The sequence below is a fragment of the Priestia sp. YIM B13490 genome, assembly GCF_042787735.1.
GTDB lineage: Bacteria > Bacillota > Bacilli > Bacillales > Bacillaceae_H > Priestia > Priestia megaterium.
This window is the reverse complement of the sequence record NZ_JBHZOT010000022.1, coordinates 25,737-41,559: the sequence shown is the minus strand read 5'-3', so window position 1 is coordinate 41,559 and position 15,823 is coordinate 25,737. Positions and strand designations below refer to the sequence as shown.

The window sequence follows — 15,823 nt, the reverse complement described above, 5'->3', positions numbered from 1 at the left end:
ACCCGGACATGATGCAGGACGACATTAAAACTGAGGATTACCAGGTTGTGTTGCCCATCGACATGTTCTTTATTACCAGGACATGATGCAGGACGACATTAAAACTGAGGATTACCAGGTTGTGTTGCCCATCGACATGTTCTTTATTACCAGGACATGATGCAGGACGACATTAAAACTGAGGATTACCAGGTTGTGTTGCCCATCGACATGTTCTTTATTACCAGGTACAATACAGATTGATGTAGAATTATAATAGGGGGAAACCATGTTATTCTAAACAATATAAGTTTCCCAATTAATGCTACATGGACATACTTTAAAATCTTATTACTATCAATAAAAGGAATTTGGTAAAGGACCTTTTACAAAAATGATGCAGCCTTAAAACATTATAACTACGAAAAATTTCTAATTCCCAGTAACTTATTAGTTAGCAAACCATTTTTCTAAAGAAAATTGGTCTATAAAGGACTTCACTTTACCATATAGAATTCTACATATAAAAGGAGGGTGTCGCTATGGAAAACGACACAACAAGATCTGAAAAAGCATATTGGACAAACGAAGTTGCTAAAAGATTAGACATAGCAGTTACAACAGTACGCAAGTATGCTACTTTGATGGAAAAACATAATTATAAATTTATACGTAATGAACATGATCAAAGAGCCTTTTTGGAACGTGACATAATTGTTTTAAAAGATATTCAATCCCTAAGTAAATCACCTGGTATTACATTAGAAGAAGCTGTAAAAACTGTCCTCGAAGATATCCCTAAGACACCCGTGTCGCCACCCGACATAAAGGAGAATGACCAGTTACAAGCTATAATTAAACAATATGGTAATGAATTTACTACACTAAAAAATGAGAATGCTGAGCTGAAAAATATGATGTTAGAATTACAGGATATGATGAGGGAGCAAAAAGAATATATTGCTGTTTCACTTGAAAAACGTGATAAACAAATTACTGAGTTTTATAAAAAGACTATTGAAGAAAAACAAGAGAGAAAAAAAAGTTGGTTTCAGCGTCTCTTTAATAATTAATTACTATTAACCTGAACTTGAGCTAAAATAATAGTTCAATCAAAACTGTATCGCCCATCGACATAGTATTTTTCCCTAAATAAGATATAATTTAGGATTAAAATAGTAGTTAGTTATTCATATGTCGCCCCGCGATACAAAANATTCATATGTCGCCCCGCGATACAAAATTAAACTTCAAGTACGACATAAGTCGAACTTAAAATAATAATTAGCATTCATATGTCGCCCCGCGATACAAAATTAAACTTCAAGTACGACATAAGTCGAACTTAAAATAATAATTAGCATTCATATGTCGCCCCGCGATACAAAATTAAACTTCAAGTACGACATAAGTCGAACTTAAAATAATAATTAGCATTCATATGTCGCTCTGCGATATACGTTCCCTTCCACAAGTTGAACTATAGTTCAACTTGTTTTTTTATACCAGCAATTTTAAAGATCATTTGTTTTACTAAATGATCTTTAAACCCTAATTATTTAATGTTTAGAGATACTTAAATCTTTGAAATCCACGTTGTATGCATAGTAGGATACTTTTGAATGTAATATAAAGTGAAAATAAAACTTTAATATCAATAAAAGGGGTTATAAATGTTACAGTCATGAACTTATTTTTATAAAAAAAATGGATGTAAAAGAGGATTATAAAAGCTGAGAGGAATAAACAATATTATTGCTAATAGATAAAGACTTATATATCTTTCTTTTTTAGGCAGGGTGAGAAAAAATCACCCTACCCAAACTAATCTTTTCGCATTAACATAGAGAGAGTAATTAATCTATTACCTTTGAACAAACCTTGTCTTAAACATTTCATTTTCTAATTAAGTACTCTATTCTGTAATAGTTTCATTTCTACGTAGATATGTAGTTAAAAATAATTGTTTTAAGAGATATTATAATTTTTATTGAATTTTGAGACGAGTTAACGCTATAATAAAACTAACAAAAATGACCGGAATAGAAAAAAGACTTCAACTGTTTAAGAAGTGTTGACCGCACTCTTAAACCGTTCCCCCTAATGACGGTAGGGAAAACACTTGTCGAAGTCTCTTGTTAATAGAGTTAGTTTTTCTATAAGATAAAACTTATGTTTTTATTTTATACGAAATAGCTATCTATTTCAAGGGCTTAGTTCATCAAAATCAAGGCATTGTTTTCCTTTTTCCAGGGAAACAGTGTCTTTTTTGTGTTCCTTAAAGGAGACGATGAACAAATGTCAAAGATTTTGACCTGCTATTTAAAAGATGTAGACACCTTTAATGGACGGTTCAAATGGTTATGGACCCACAAGTCCACGCTTCGTAAAAAGAAAGAAGAGTTTTTAGAAAATCTTTGTATCCACTTTAAACAACAACAATCTGCTATCCATAAAGAATTTCCTAAAAAGAGAATGGAAATGCTCGATCACGTCATCTACAACCTAGTGGCTACGGGTATTCAAGCGATCCGTTCTGAAACACTTATGAAGAAATTTAATGTGTCCAAAAGTACGGTTTCTCGTTTTGTACGCTCGTTAAAAGCGACTCCGTTTGTACTTGTGGCACGTTATATCAAAGAAGATGCAACAGGTACTCATCCTGACAGTTATGTATTTGTCCTTAAAAGTCATAAAAACTTTCAGCAAATTTGCGGCGAAATCTTTTTTGCTCATGATACAACAGGTGTACAAACGCTTCAGCAAGAAGAAATGACCACTCCTGTGACACGTCCTGTGACGTCTCCAGAAAGTGCTGAAAACGTTGATACACCAAGCTTAGAGGCCGATAAATCATCTGATGCCTTTATTAACCTTGATTTACCTTTAAATCATATAAATAATCATTTAATGTCTGTTTCACAGTCATTCAGCTATATCAAAGGTGTTCCTAAGAAAGTCAATCAAGTCTATGCAGGTAAATATGGGCATCAACTACAAGACTTTTATGCTCGTATTCAAAATGCTGCAAAAGCAGTAAAAAAAGATACAGAGATTACGATTGAGAAAGAGCAAGTACATGAAATTGCGTATTCAACCATAGTTGGGTTAGATAAATATGTACATGAAGCAAATCAACAAGGCAATCCGTTATCCCTACGGGATATGTGTCGATTAATCTATCAGATTGCGAAAAATCAATTCTATGAATTAACAAAGCCTAAAAGTCAGGATTATTCATCAGTATACGCAAACCAACAAGAAGTTATACATAACGAAAGCAAAGAAACAACATTAGCGACTCCAAAACGGATTATCCGTAAGGAACTCGTTCCAAATTGGTTAAAGTCTGAACAGCAGCAAGAAGAAGCTCCAAAAGAAACAGAGGTTTCTCTGAATCAGCAGCTTGAAATGATTCAGTTAAAGCAAGATTTAGAGCAAGACCTAACACCAGAAGAAGAGAACTTGCTGCAGGAGCACAGCTCCACGTATAGTTTGTTGGAAATAGCTCAGGTAAAACAAGACCTAGGACAAGCTTTAACGCCAGAGGAACAAGAATGTTTGCGTCAACATAACCAGTTAAAAGACACAGCTTCCTAATCAAAAAAAGTAGAAATCTCTTAGAAGCTGATGTTTTAATAGAGTATGTTTATTTAGAACTGTGTTCTAAATAAACAACAACTAATAATCTACGCAGGAGGAGACTATTATGCCACATAAAATTACGTTAACCGGATCAGCCACAGGACCTTTACGAGAATATGATCGCTACGTTGCCTTTGATATGCGTGAAAAAGGGTCACCATCTGCGCCGAAAGGATTAAAGAAGAGTACCTTTATTTCGTATACCGTGTTTGTTGCGAAGAAAGCCTTTAATAAAACAGGGCTTACGAAGAAAAGCATCATGCATGAAAAAATCTTAATTCAAGGGGAACCAACGTTAGACATTCCCATTGATGAATGCCCTGGTGAAGTAGGGGTCATTTGTTTTCAGATTACTGTTCTCCCGAACAAAAATGACAAAGAGAAGAATGAGTCAGATGCGAAAAAAGAACCTAAAAAAGAGGATTCTGCGCCTTCTCAAGAACAAAAGAATACGGAACCTACTAAACAGCAGGAAGAACAAGCACCTGTTTCTCAACCTATAGCAAAGGAAGAGAAGAAAGAGGTAAAGCCTATTCAGCCAGAAGTACAACAAGCGCCTACAGAAGAGAAAAAGGCCGAGGAAAAAAAGACAACACTATCCAACCAGCCGAAGGGAACTCAGGATCTATTGAACTTTGATGATATTATCGTTCCTGAAGAGTTTTTAAAGACACGCCCAAACCCTGAAAAAACACAAAAGGTGATCGATTTTGTGAAGCGTACAGGACGCCTAGATGAGCCATTAACGATTGAAAAAGGATCAAAGATCTTAAAAGATGGCTACCGTCGTTATGTCGTGGCCAAAACGGTCAAAATGGATCAAGTTCCTGTTGTCTATGAATATCAAAAATAAGGGTGTAGGAGTCTACTAAATGAATAATAAACAAAAAGCGATTGAATATATTCAAAAGGCGTCTGATGAATTAGAAAAGCATCGGGAGTTTCTTGCAAATCTAGGCCTGAATGTATCCTTCTTGAATACGGCTGATAGAAAGTTAGATCAGGCCATCCATTGTCTTGTTCATTCAATCGAAGAGCCTGAGGATGACAATGACAAAGAAATTAAAGAAGTGTCCTTTCATGAAGGTGAAAAGGTTATTGTATTCAAAAACGGGGATATCAAAACGATTAAATATTTTAATCAAGCAGAGAATGTAGATAAAAATTAGATCATTTTGAGTAGGATTTAGATTGGTATATTAACGGCAAAATGACAAAACACCAAATATGGTCCTCTTATTATTTGAAGGTTTTTACATATATACCTAGAATAGTTCTCTTGATAAGAGGAGGTGATCATATGTTGAGAGTCATAACCGCAGAAGCAGCATATACCACCGAAGAATTAGCCGATATACTTGGTTTGCCCATATCAACTATACGAAAATACAACTTCCATTTTGCCAAAATTGGTGTGCACTTTACTAAAAAACAAGGTAGATTAGCTTATACAAATGACGACGTTACCATCTTTCATGAACTAAAAAGAATTTATGCTCATCCCGAAATGACCTTAGAAAAAGCCGTTATAACCGTTGCAAAAAAATTTAACTTAGTACAAATACCAGCCACTCCACCTAACATTTCAACTGAAAAGCAAACCCTTAGCCTAGAACCACGTGAGATGCAAATGAAAGAAATACAAAGCTATATCGATGCAAAATTTGAGGAACGCGAACGTCAATTAATTTCAATGGCTCGGGAAATTCGGGCGTTAAAAAAAGCACAACAACAAAAGAAGAGTTTTTATAAGTGGTTAAAAACCTTTTTTGAAAAATGATTTGCTAGAATGATGGTATCTGGTTATCTAATATTCACATAAAAAAACCTTTTTCCTCTGCCTAGAGGGAAAAGGTTTTTTGTGCAAAGTTCAATTGTAAAGAATATCGATAACAAAGACCGCCCATTACTTATCAGTGTATAAGGCGGTCTTAACTGTATTCATGCTATATGATTATGACAAAAATATCGACAGTATTCTAAAGAAATTGGTTTTTTCTCTTTTTCTTTCAGTATATGAAGGTACAGCAGACCTTTATGCCTACATTTTTATCTTTTTGGAATCAACGTGATTCAAGATGACTCAAAGTGGACAAGATGATAGAAAAGGAGTGATGTAGATATGTTGTTATGGTGGAAGAACCCCAAAAGGTCTAAATTCGGTAGATTTTTGGACCAAAATGGTATTGCTCAGACAGACTTTGCTGAGAGAGCAAACGTATCGAGAAGCACGATTTGGCGTTTATGTAACAGGAAAGACTACATACCCACACCTGTCTCATTAAAAAAAATCATGGATACTGTACGAAAAATTGATAAAAATAAGCAAATTCAAGATTTTTTTGATTTATAAGCCCTATCATAGGAAAATAGGGCTTATTTATTGTATTAAGTACAAAAAACTTTATAAAAAAGAACTTTTATAACAGTTTACTAGCAATCTATATACAGAAGAAAATGAGCACACTATTCTAAGTTTTGATAAAAACGGTAGATTGGAAATTCCATGATCTCTTCTTTTTCCTCACTAGGAAGAGTAGCAAATATTCTCTTCGCTTTTGTCTTATTTTTCAACAAAACCTCACATGCAAAACATATTGTTTGCTCGTTATTCATTTCTGCTCTTGCTTGTATGTTATAAAGATCATTTTGTTCATCTTCTGATAATTCATGGCCTTGCTTGAGTTTAATGAGATAAATATTAACTTTTGCAATTTCATCTTTTGGATACTTAGCTAAGTATCGTTGGTTTAGATCAAGAGCAAGCTCTAAATAATTTTCATCGAGGGTTTTATCATAAAAGTCTATATAGTCTAAAGAACTAGTAATTGTTAAGTCAGCTTGTATATCATGATGCTCATCGGCAAAAGACAATTTTACTATGTCGAAATCAAAGTTTGTATCTTTCACCATTTCTTCAATTTTTCGAGAAGCGAAAATGCTTACTTTTTGGTCATAATTTTCCCGATTATCAGATAACATAACAGGTTCAACAGTATCCTGCCCGTGATTACTAGCTACATCTGTTATAGACGAAGATCTATCCATTATTTTTAACGCTTCTTCACTATAAAGGTTAAGGAAACACCCATTTGCATACACTAATGCTAGTTTCACATATTGAGAAAGTTCAATATTGATTATCTCCGTTCTTTTCAGTTTCTCATGACGAATATTAAGCAAGTTATATTGTTTATTTTTAAAGATATTGATTATAGCATTGAATAGGGAAGGTAAATCTTCTTTATTACCGAATATATAATTTTCACTTATTCCAATTTGAGTGCAACTATCTCTTAGTTCTTCGTAAGACTCAATCTCTTCCTCAATTTGTTGGAGATGTCCCTTTACATTTAATGTTCCACCAGATAACTTTAAAGTTTGAAATGGAAACTTATTGCGCTGTATGTAATAGTTTATTAATCGTAAACATTTCATGTAGGAACCGAGGCTTTTTACTTTTCCTAAATGAAATACACCAGATTTCTTTCTCTTATCAAAATCCAGCGTTAAAGTATCTTCTATAACGACCTTGAATCCTTTCTCTGTTTCAATGATTTGGTAAGTAACAAGGGTAGATTCATTGTTCATATAAACGACTTCATTTTTTTCAATTTTTAACCCGTCTGACTCAGCCTCTTCCACTGGCAACCTAATACCATCGTCTGGGATACCATATACGTGGATAATCTCTTCAAATAAATTAAAATCTTCCTTTTGCATACTAACAAAATCCACTTTGTAATTCGAAGCTTCTTTCTTTTCAGATGCTTCGGTAAAATGTTTTGACTGTTTGTCTATCTCTTCTATAAAAGTATTACAGAAGGGCTCTAAATCTCTATTTTTAAATTGTGTTAAATCTAGGGGAATAGACTTTTTTCCACTTAAATCAAGACGAGATAAGAGGGATCTCACTTCTAGTGGGGCTAATATTCGATAATACGCTAGCTGTTCAACAGTTGTTGTATCAGTTTCTAGATCTTTTACTGCAACCTTTTTTTTGATTTTTGTTGTAACCATTCAATTCTCTCCTTCTTAATGATGAACATTTAAGTCGTTAAAAACTCATCGAATCCTAGTATAGCAACAACGAAACAGCATTCGTTAGATAAATTAAATCCAACGAGTGTATTTCTCAGCTATTTCTTAGTCAATGAAATGGGTTTACTATCAAACAAAAAAATCCTGTTATATACAAGATTCTTGATCAAACATTATTATAAACAATCCAAGTCCAAACAAAATAAAATGAAAAAGGGCACTTTCCCGGCTAGGAAAGCACCCCCATGTCAAAACTTAGTACGTAACGGACTTTTATTATAACATAGGTTGCCCTCAAAAAGTAGAAGGGCCTTATCATGGATAAAAGCGAAAAACTATTAATGGGTATTGAAAATATCTTGAGTGTAGCGTCTGATTTAGTTGGTGAAGTTGCTGGGCTAAAGAGTGCAGAAAAAGAATGTAAAACCCTGGAATAGAAAGTATTTATGAATCAAATAACTCAAGCAGAACAAGAAGTCTTTGCTCTTGATGGTCATTCTATTTCAGCAACACAAGACATTTTCCATAAAGAAGAGTTCACGATTAAGAATCAAAAAAGAAGTATCTTAAAGAAGTGAAATACATCATGTATGACAGAAGCTGTTCAACAGTTTCTGAATTTGTATCAAGAACCCTTACAAGAACTAATACGTACTTCTTAACTATAAAATAGCCTCTAAGGCTACAAAAGCAGGCTTGAGCCTGCTTCTTCTTATACAGAGAAAAGAGCATTCCTCTCAAATGAGAAATGCTCTTTCCTATAAGCATGATTTGGGTTATCAAACGTGAACCCACCGTTAGGCTGACCACTTATATCTTACTATCTATGATGATCAATGTCATCACTTAATATTTTGAAAAGATAAATATTTGTGTAATTTTCGAACCAATAAAAAAAGGACTACCTTATCCCCAAAGGTAATCCTTTCTTTTTTATGTAGATTCTACACAACTTCATTTTACATAATTAGAATAAAAAAACCATCATTCTGTTATATTTCCTGACTTAAATTATCAAATGCTATTTTTACTTTTTTCATAAAAATAAAAAAGGACATTTCTTTTATGCCCTGTTCCCTCGTATTAGCCCCGCCTACGCTAAATACTATGACAGCCACTCATGCCATCCAACCTACCCTTATTATAAATGAAAGCGATTACAAAGTAAACTAATTAATTAAAATATTCTGTCTATTATTTTGTTGTGTCTAGTAGATTGAATAATTTCACATGTTATGAACAAACTACTCAAGAAGCTGTAAAGTTTCTATCCTTTAATCAAATAAATGTAGCAGAAAAAACAACTGAACGGACCCAGTTGTTTTTTCTGTTTTTGAGCTATATATGATGGACAGAGCTCCTTCTTTAAATTGAGTAATATCAATGGGACTTTTTTATTTCAAGACACCAAGTAGCTAGTTTACATATATTTGTCCAAGGTCAACATATATTGATTTATTTCTTGATTTATTATAAAATTATTCAGACTTTTTATAAATTAGTTTATGAATTCCCTCAAAAGCTACCTGTCCTGCAACGATGGGGTAGCTTTCTTTTTTATTAGAAAACATAGTTTCTTAGTCTCCTATGTTAAGTTAATTTTGATTCCATTTGACGATGATACTACTTTTGGTCTTTCTTCCCTTTGTTTTTTATGAGAACTTTTATATTTCTCCATCAATTCATGAATACTTGCTACCTGTATAATGCGGATGTGGTCGGAATTAACAGCATAACGAACAGGTGTAATTAAGATGACGGAAGGGAATATAGCTGCTCGATCTTCAGGCTGCCACTGCAACGTTTTCCACTCGTCCGAAAAGAAAAACTCCTCATATAAATGAATCTTATCCTGCATTTTCTGTTCTGAATACTGATTTCGTTGAATTTCGATCCAAAACGGAGATCCTTTAAAAATACAAAAGAGATCGGGTTCAATGCCTCCTTTTCTTCCAGTCGGCTTATCTTCGACAATGACCTGTTTAGGTATACTATACGTACACATTTGTTTATAGACATCCAAGATAGAAAGGAAATGTAGTATTTTTTGAGAGTTCTTTTTAATTTTGGCATCTATAGGCAAATATACAGTTGGAGAATACTGCTGTGTGCGTTCAATGAGCCCTAATCGATATAAACGCACCATGACACTATTACACGCATTTACAGGCGATTTCAGCTGTTTAAAGAAGAGTTCTACTAATGAGTTGCGATCCACAGCCCGAAACTGATTGATAAACCCAATGATGTCTTTATCACGCTGAGATAGTCGAAAACTCATTACTGTTCCTCCTTCTCTAATAATCCAAAGATAGACTGTGACACAACCTCTAGTTGCGGTTCAGGATCTTTCACACGTGTTTTATAAGGAGAAAGCATTTCCTTACAAGCTTCTTCATTTAAAAAATAGGCTTGAAACTCTTTCACGTCATCAATCTTAATTTTCATACGACCTCTGGCAGCTGCATTAATTTCTTCTGCCCCGAGTACTCCAGCTACTTTCGCATTCGTCGCATCGGCTTGCCTTCCAGAAATCCGCACCCTTAAATTGGCTTTTAACGCAGAGTTTAATAAATCAGCATCCGGACGCTGCATGGCGATAATCGTATGAACACCTAACGCACGACCTTGGCTGGCAAACTGTTGAATCATCTCTACGAGATCCGTTTCTCTCTTCACGATAGACATTTCATCAATTACCACAACGATACGAGGTAGCTTAAAAGGAAGCCTGCTGATATGTGTGACGCCATGCTCTAACAGTAAATCACCCCGTCGATACATTTCGGCTCGTAACAATGAAAAAGGTTTTCGCATGTCTTTCGCTTCAAAACAAAGCGCATCCACATGTTCAATGCCATGAAACAAACCTAAATCGGCTCGTTTAAGGTCTACTAATACCAAGCGCAAGTCTTCAGGAGAGGTATACTTCGCCCATGTGGTGAGAATCACGCGCATTAAGCTACTTTTTCCTGCTCCAATTTCGCCAGAAATCAGTAACGTTTCTAAATCCGCAAAATCCCATGAAACAGGGTTTCCATAGATATCTTGACCAATGCATACTGGAAGCTCCATTTTCTCAATATGAGGATGTATGGCTTCATAATTGTAGTTAAGCATCCTAGGTAGGCTTTTGTGGTGAACCGTGATACTAAAATTCTTTAAGCTGCCATTTATTTCGATGTTGCTGCCTAATACTTGGCGTAACGCCCATCTTTTTTTCGTTAAGAGCTCAGGATCAATCCCATTTAATAAGGAAAAGGCGTACCGAGTGTACGTATGTTGGCTATCGATTTGATGAATTTTCGGAAACAGATAGGAGGTACGGTCTCCACGTTTAACCATCCGGTAAATCTCTGCGGTACGAAATGCTTTAATTAATTGACCACGCAATTTTAGTTTTTCAAACATACACATTCCTCCTCAGAACATAAAAGTCGCAAAAAAATAAATCAAGGCGCTATAGAAGGTGACAGGCAGAATCAATCGCATGATTTTCCCAAACTGATCTACAACATCAATGACACCCCATCGTTCTAATATTCGTTCGATAATCGCAATTCCTAAGACAATGCCTCCTATGGTCAAGATAGTTGGGTCAAGCATAGCTAGGGGACTAAAAGGAACAAAGGAATAAGCCTTGAGGGGAAGAGGCCTCGTAAGAGATGGTTTGTGGGGTGGAGGTAATATTTTCCGAAAGGTAAATCCTTTTGCTTTTCTCATGTTGGTACCTTCTTTCATTCTTTTTATTTTTTGCCTTTCAGGTACTCATTATTTCAGCTCAACGCATCCGGTCGCCCCCTTCGCCTCTTCGGCTCAGCTCCCTTACAGGTTCCATGAAGGGCTTCACTACGCGTATACAACTTGTATTAACGCGGTAGCGATAGTGAACTAGATACTGATTAGGCAACGAAGTCGTAATTCTTTAGATACTATGTAGCTACCTCGGTAAGCTTGCCTGTCCAATCGAAAAATAAAGAAAAACCCTTACTGCAGTATGTAAGGAGTAGGTAGTGATGTAAGCTGGGCTTGATTTTTATATAGAGAGGGCTTGTCCTATAGGCTTATCTTTTTCATTAAGTGGACGGGAAATCTAAAGATGTCCCAGCATCTAAAGTAGAATGTAGGGAGAAGCAATAGCAGCGTGACAAATCGTATACTCCAGATCTTAAAAAATGAGAAATCTATATAAAAGAGAGAAGGCTTTAACCTTCTCTTTGGGTTCAATAAGAAAAAATTTCCACAAGAATGACCCTGCCAATATTTTCAATTTATTACCTGTGATTTTTAAAGAAATACTGTAAATCTTAAATGATATATGACGATTACAAGGAGTGCAGACAAGATGAAGAACAGAAAATATTTATTTGGTCTCTTATCAACCATTTTATCTGTAGGGTTTCTCTTCGGCTGTAACGATAACAAAGATGACGCTGAACCTGATCAAACGGAAAGGCTCTCTAAACAAGAGGAAGAGAATAATCATCATAACAATGGACCAAAAAATGTAGGGTACCAACCTGATAACGATAAGGATGTACAAAGGGAGTTTGATGCTGACACCCCGGACTTAAGAGGTGGACCTGAACATTTAGTAAGAGAACCTCATCCTCTTTCTCTGGCAGATTTAAGAAAAAAATATAGCCATACTTTTCTTCTTAATGGTGATCGAGCGAAACGGGAAGTAGCACTAACATTTGACGACGGGCCAGATGGCAAGTTTACGCCTCAAGTATTAGACGCTCTAAAAAAATCTGGGGTAAAAGCTACATTTTGTGTGGTAGGGAACCGTGTTAAAGCACACCCTGATATCTTGAAACGGATGATTAAGGAAGGACATGCAATAGTCAATCATTCTTATAGTCATCCTAATTTTCCTAAACTTAAGATCGAAGAATTCCGTAAGGAGATTGTAAATACAGATCATATTATTCATAAAGTAAGTGGTTATAATACGTCGATAGTGAGACCTCCTTATGGAAGTATAAATGAGGAGGAAATTAAGTGGTTAGCTCATGAAAACAAGAAAGTCGTAAATTGGGATGTTGATTCATTAGATTGGAAAGGATTGAGTGCAGAGCAAGTTTCTACAAATATTCTTGCGCAGGTTAAACCAGGATCGATTATATTACAACACTCTGCCGGAGGAGAAGGTGAGGACTTATCGGGATCAGTAAAAGCTTTGCCTGAAATTATTCATAAGTTAAAAGGCGATGGAGTAAAGTTTGTAACTATTCCAGACATGTTGGGGATTCCTGTAAATAAATAAAATAGGTTGGTATGGGTCAGGATAATGGGAATAGTAACAAACAGATATTTTGTATGAGTAGGATCACCAAAGGGAAGAAATACGCTTTAAAAATAATTCAATGGATGTGTAATAGATGGCAGTGACTACAACAGGAAAGAGAAAAGAGAAAATTTATATTATAAGTGCACTTGTGTTACTTTTTCTTTATTTTCTTCCTATGTATGTACTAGGAGAAGATGCCCACATACGTGTTCATGATAATTTAGATTCTAATATTGCCTGGTATAAGGTGCTGACTGAAAGTGGTCAGATATTTGGAGGCCTTCACTCTACGATTCCTCAAGTTATCAATGGATTGCCTCGTGATGCATTCGGGACAGTATTTAGTGGGATTGTTTGGCTTTACGCTCTCTTTCCTTCTATGACTGCTTATGCTTTAAGTCAAACGATTACTCGGTTAGTTGCTTTTGGTGGAATGTATTTACTATTGAAAAAACACTTTATTAAACATGAAGATGCCCAATTTGTTCGTGTTGGTGTATCACTTGCATTTGCACTTACTCCATTTTGGCCTTCAGGCATGTTAAGTACATTAGGTTACCCTCTTGCTTTATGGGCATTTTTGAATATCCGTTCTAAAGATTTTTCATGGAAAGAATGGGTAGTTCTTTTCCTTTTACCCTTTTATTCAAGCTTTGTACTTGGTTTTTTCTTCTTTTTGGTGGCGATTTCTTTTTTATGGATTTATGACTTGATTAGAAAGAAAAGATGGAATTGGCCATTTCTATTTAGCCTTATTTTTATGACTTCCCTTTATCTTTTAATTGAGTACCGCCTTGTCTATTCAATGGTTCTTTCAGAACAGCCAAATCATAGGATGGAATTTATATCTTCACAACATGATTTTTGGCACTCTATGCGCCTTTCCCTTAAAAACTTTCTCATAGGGCATACACATGTCATGACTGTTCATACGCATGTTATTCTCCCAATATTATTTTTAACATTTATTTTATTAGCTTTTAAGAGGGAGATAAAACATAACAAACTATTCATTTTTTTATTTCTTTTAAATGTTGCTTTATCAATATGGTACGCTTTTTGGTTTAATAATTTATGGATTCCTCTCAAAGAAAAGATCACCTTTTTAAATACATTTAACTTTGCGAGGTTTCATTTCTTACGAATTATTGTTATTTACCTTAGTTTCGGCTTAGCCTGTTACATTCTATGGTCACTAGGAAAGTTTTGGAGGCAACTAGCTACTATAGCGATTCTATGTCAGGTCGTCACACTTCTCCTGTTTAACGAAGAACTTCTTTATGGCTATCACTTTCACTCTCCTTCTTTTAAGGAATTTTATGCTACAGAACAATTCAACGATATAAAAGAATACATAGGGGACCCTCAGGATTCGTATCGTGTAGGAAGTATTGGACTCCATCCAGCTATTTCGCAATACAACGGATTCTACACACTAGATACGTATAACAATGTATATCCCCTTGAATACAAGTATAAATTTCGAAAGATAATAGCAAAAGAGTTAGAAAAAAATAAGCAATTAAGAAAATATTATGATGAATGGGGAAGTCGCTGTTACATCTTTGTCAATGAACTTGGTAAAACATACGAGTTCACAAAAGATCAAAAAAAAGAAGTACGTCATTTACAGCTAAACACGAATCAATTTAAAGAAATGGGTGGTCGTTATATCTTTTCATCAGTCCCTATTTTGAACGCGAAAGATAATAACCTTGCGCTCTTGAAAGAATTTAATCATAAAGAATCTGCGTGGAAGATTTACTTGTATCAAGTAATGTAGGAGGTATAAAAATTGAAGCCAACGCTGCCCTTAGTAACCATAGTGGTTCCATGTTACAACGAACAAGAAGTATTAAAAGACACCATTACGCAACTATCCTCTATTTTAGATGATTTAAGGAAAGAAGAGTTAATTTCAGCTCATAGCAAGATATTATTTGTAGATGACGGTAGTAAAGATCGGACATGGTCATTAATTGCTATGGAGAGTACAATTAATAGCTATGTAACAGGACTAAAGCTATCATGCAATGTAGGACATCAGAAGGCGCTTCTTGCCGGACTCGAAAAAGCTAAAGCTAAATCGGACTGTGTAATCTCGATTGATGCTGATCTGCAAGATGATGTTTCTGTTATTCGAAGTTTCCTCTTAAAGTATCATAAGGGGGATGAAATTGTATATGGTGTACGCGACAGCAGAGAAACAGATACTTTTTTCAAACGAAATACTGCTTTATGTTTTTACCGTCTTATGCAAAAGTTAAATATCAACCTTATTTATAACCATGCAGATTATCGTTTAATGAGCAAGCGAGCGATTGAAGAACTTTCACGTTATAAAGAAGCAGATTTGTTTTTAAGAGGAGTTGTTCCTTTGATTGGATTTAAATCCTCAAAAGTGACATATAATCGAAAAGAGCGTCTAGCCGGGGAAACCAAATATCCTTTGAAAAAGATGGTCTCTTTCGCATTTAACGGCCTCACCTCATTTAGTGTGTTTCCAATCCGAGCCTTTACTTTTTTAGGTTGCGTGTTATTTTTTATAAGTGTGATTACAGGCTGTTATGCGTTTATTCAAAAGTTATTAGGTAACACGAGTATAGGGTGGACCTCTTTAATTATCTCTATTTGGCTGTTAGGTGCCATACAGTTAATAAGTATTGGAGTAGTAGGAGAATATATTGGAAAGATATTTATAGAAGTAAAAAAGAGGCCTCCTTATGCGGTTGATATTGACTTATACACAGAAAGGTTAGGGGTGTCCACGTTCCCAGAAGAAAGTTTATTAACTAAAGAAGAATTCAACTAAATCAGCTCTTCTTATAATAAAGTGTATAGATTATATATACCAAACTTACTTCT

Annotated in this window: 14 protein-coding genes; 10 read left to right on the top strand and 4 right to left on the bottom strand. The window is 35.0% G+C overall.

The window, feature by feature from the left end; genetic code table 11:
• The first annotated feature begins 521 nt into the window (after positions 1-521).
• The 6 genes from ACFX4R_RS27895 (at position 522) to ACFX4R_RS27870 (ending at position 5,977) form a co-directional block, all read left to right on the top strand.
• On the top strand, positions 522-1,052 hold the full coding sequence (locus ACFX4R_RS27895; RefSeq protein ID WP_074683099.1) for a MerR family transcriptional regulator: 531 nt from the start codon (positions 522-524) through the stop codon (positions 1,050-1,052).
• 1,225 nt (positions 1,053-2,277) lie between these two features.
• On the top strand, positions 2,278-3,579 hold the full coding sequence (locus ACFX4R_RS27890) for a replication protein (RefSeq protein ID WP_377571448.1): 1,302 nt from the start codon (positions 2,278-2,280) through the stop codon (positions 3,577-3,579).
• Between the two features lie 109 nt (positions 3,580-3,688).
• The gene (locus ACFX4R_RS27885; RefSeq protein ID WP_377571446.1) at positions 3,689-4,477 is read left to right on the top strand and encodes a ParB N-terminal domain-containing protein; all 789 of its coding nucleotides are present in this window, start codon (positions 3,689-3,691) and stop codon (positions 4,475-4,477) included.
• A gap of 19 nt (positions 4,478-4,496) precedes the next feature.
• On the top strand, positions 4,497-4,793 hold the full coding sequence (locus tag ACFX4R_RS27880; RefSeq protein ID WP_074683324.1) for a hypothetical protein: 297 nt from the start codon (positions 4,497-4,499) through the stop codon (positions 4,791-4,793).
• 131 nt (positions 4,794-4,924) lie between these two features.
• Positions 4,925-5,404 carry a MerR family transcriptional regulator gene (locus tag ACFX4R_RS27875; RefSeq protein WP_097826788.1) on the top strand — a complete coding sequence of 160 codons (480 nt, stop codon included), beginning with the start codon at positions 4,925-4,927 and terminating at the stop codon, positions 5,402-5,404.
• Positions 5,405-5,746: 342 nt separating this feature from the next.
• Positions 5,747-5,977: a helix-turn-helix domain-containing protein gene (locus ACFX4R_RS27870; protein ID WP_377571442.1), complete on the top strand. Its 231-nt coding sequence runs from the start codon at positions 5,747-5,749 to the stop codon at positions 5,975-5,977.
• 113 nt (positions 5,978-6,090) lie between these two features.
• Here ACFX4R_RS27870 and ACFX4R_RS27865 read toward each other — a convergent pair whose 3' ends face one another.
• Positions 6,091-7,644 (bottom strand): DUF4365 domain-containing protein, encoded by a 1,554-nt coding sequence (locus ACFX4R_RS27865; RefSeq protein ID WP_377571439.1) that lies wholly within the window; start codon positions 7,642-7,644, stop codon positions 6,091-6,093.
• Between the two features lie 467 nt (positions 7,645-8,111).
• Here ACFX4R_RS27865 and ACFX4R_RS27860 point away from each other — a divergent pair, with 467 nt between their 5' ends.
• Entirely contained in the window at positions 8,112-8,243 is a 132-nt protein-coding gene (locus ACFX4R_RS27860; protein WP_377571436.1) for a hypothetical protein, read from the top strand.
• A gap of 1,007 nt (positions 8,244-9,250) precedes the next feature.
• Here the strand turns inward: ACFX4R_RS27860 and ACFX4R_RS27855 are convergent.
• Genes ACFX4R_RS27855 through ACFX4R_RS27845 form a run of 3 tightly spaced genes read right to left on the bottom strand, consistent with a single transcriptional unit; the run spans position 9,251 to position 11,388 of the window.
• Positions 9,251-9,946 (bottom strand): hypothetical protein, encoded by a 696-nt coding sequence (locus tag ACFX4R_RS27855; protein ID WP_377571433.1) that lies wholly within the window; start codon positions 9,944-9,946, stop codon positions 9,251-9,253.
• Positions 9,946-11,076: an FtsK/SpoIIIE domain-containing protein gene (locus ACFX4R_RS27850; protein WP_377571430.1), complete on the bottom strand. Its 1,131-nt coding sequence runs from the start codon at positions 11,074-11,076 to the stop codon at positions 9,946-9,948. The genes ACFX4R_RS27855 and ACFX4R_RS27850 overlap by 1 nt, the downstream gene beginning before the upstream one ends.
• Positions 11,077-11,088: 12 nt before the next feature.
• Positions 11,089-11,388, bottom strand: a complete 300-nt coding sequence (locus ACFX4R_RS27845) for a hypothetical protein (protein ID WP_377571427.1) — start codon at positions 11,386-11,388, stop codon at positions 11,089-11,091.
• 622 nt (positions 11,389-12,010) lie between these two features.
• On the opposite strand from ACFX4R_RS27845, the gene ACFX4R_RS27840 reads away from it, so the two are divergent.
• The 3 genes from ACFX4R_RS27840 to ACFX4R_RS27830 all read left to right on the top strand — a co-directional run bounded on the left by ACFX4R_RS27840 (position 12,011) and on the right by ACFX4R_RS27830 (position 15,770).
• Positions 12,011-12,934, top strand: a complete 924-nt coding sequence (locus ACFX4R_RS27840; RefSeq protein WP_377571424.1) for a polysaccharide deacetylase family protein — start codon at positions 12,011-12,013, stop codon at positions 12,932-12,934.
• Between the two features lie 115 nt (positions 12,935-13,049).
• Positions 13,050-14,741: a DUF6044 family protein gene (locus tag ACFX4R_RS27835; protein ID WP_377571421.1), complete on the top strand. Its 1,692-nt coding sequence runs from the start codon at positions 13,050-13,052 to the stop codon at positions 14,739-14,741.
• Between the two features lie 12 nt (positions 14,742-14,753).
• On the top strand, positions 14,754-15,770 hold the full coding sequence (locus tag ACFX4R_RS27830; protein ID WP_377571418.1) for a glycosyltransferase family 2 protein: 1,017 nt from the start codon (positions 14,754-14,756) through the stop codon (positions 15,768-15,770).
• The last annotated feature ends 53 nt before the right edge of the window (positions 15,771-15,823 follow it).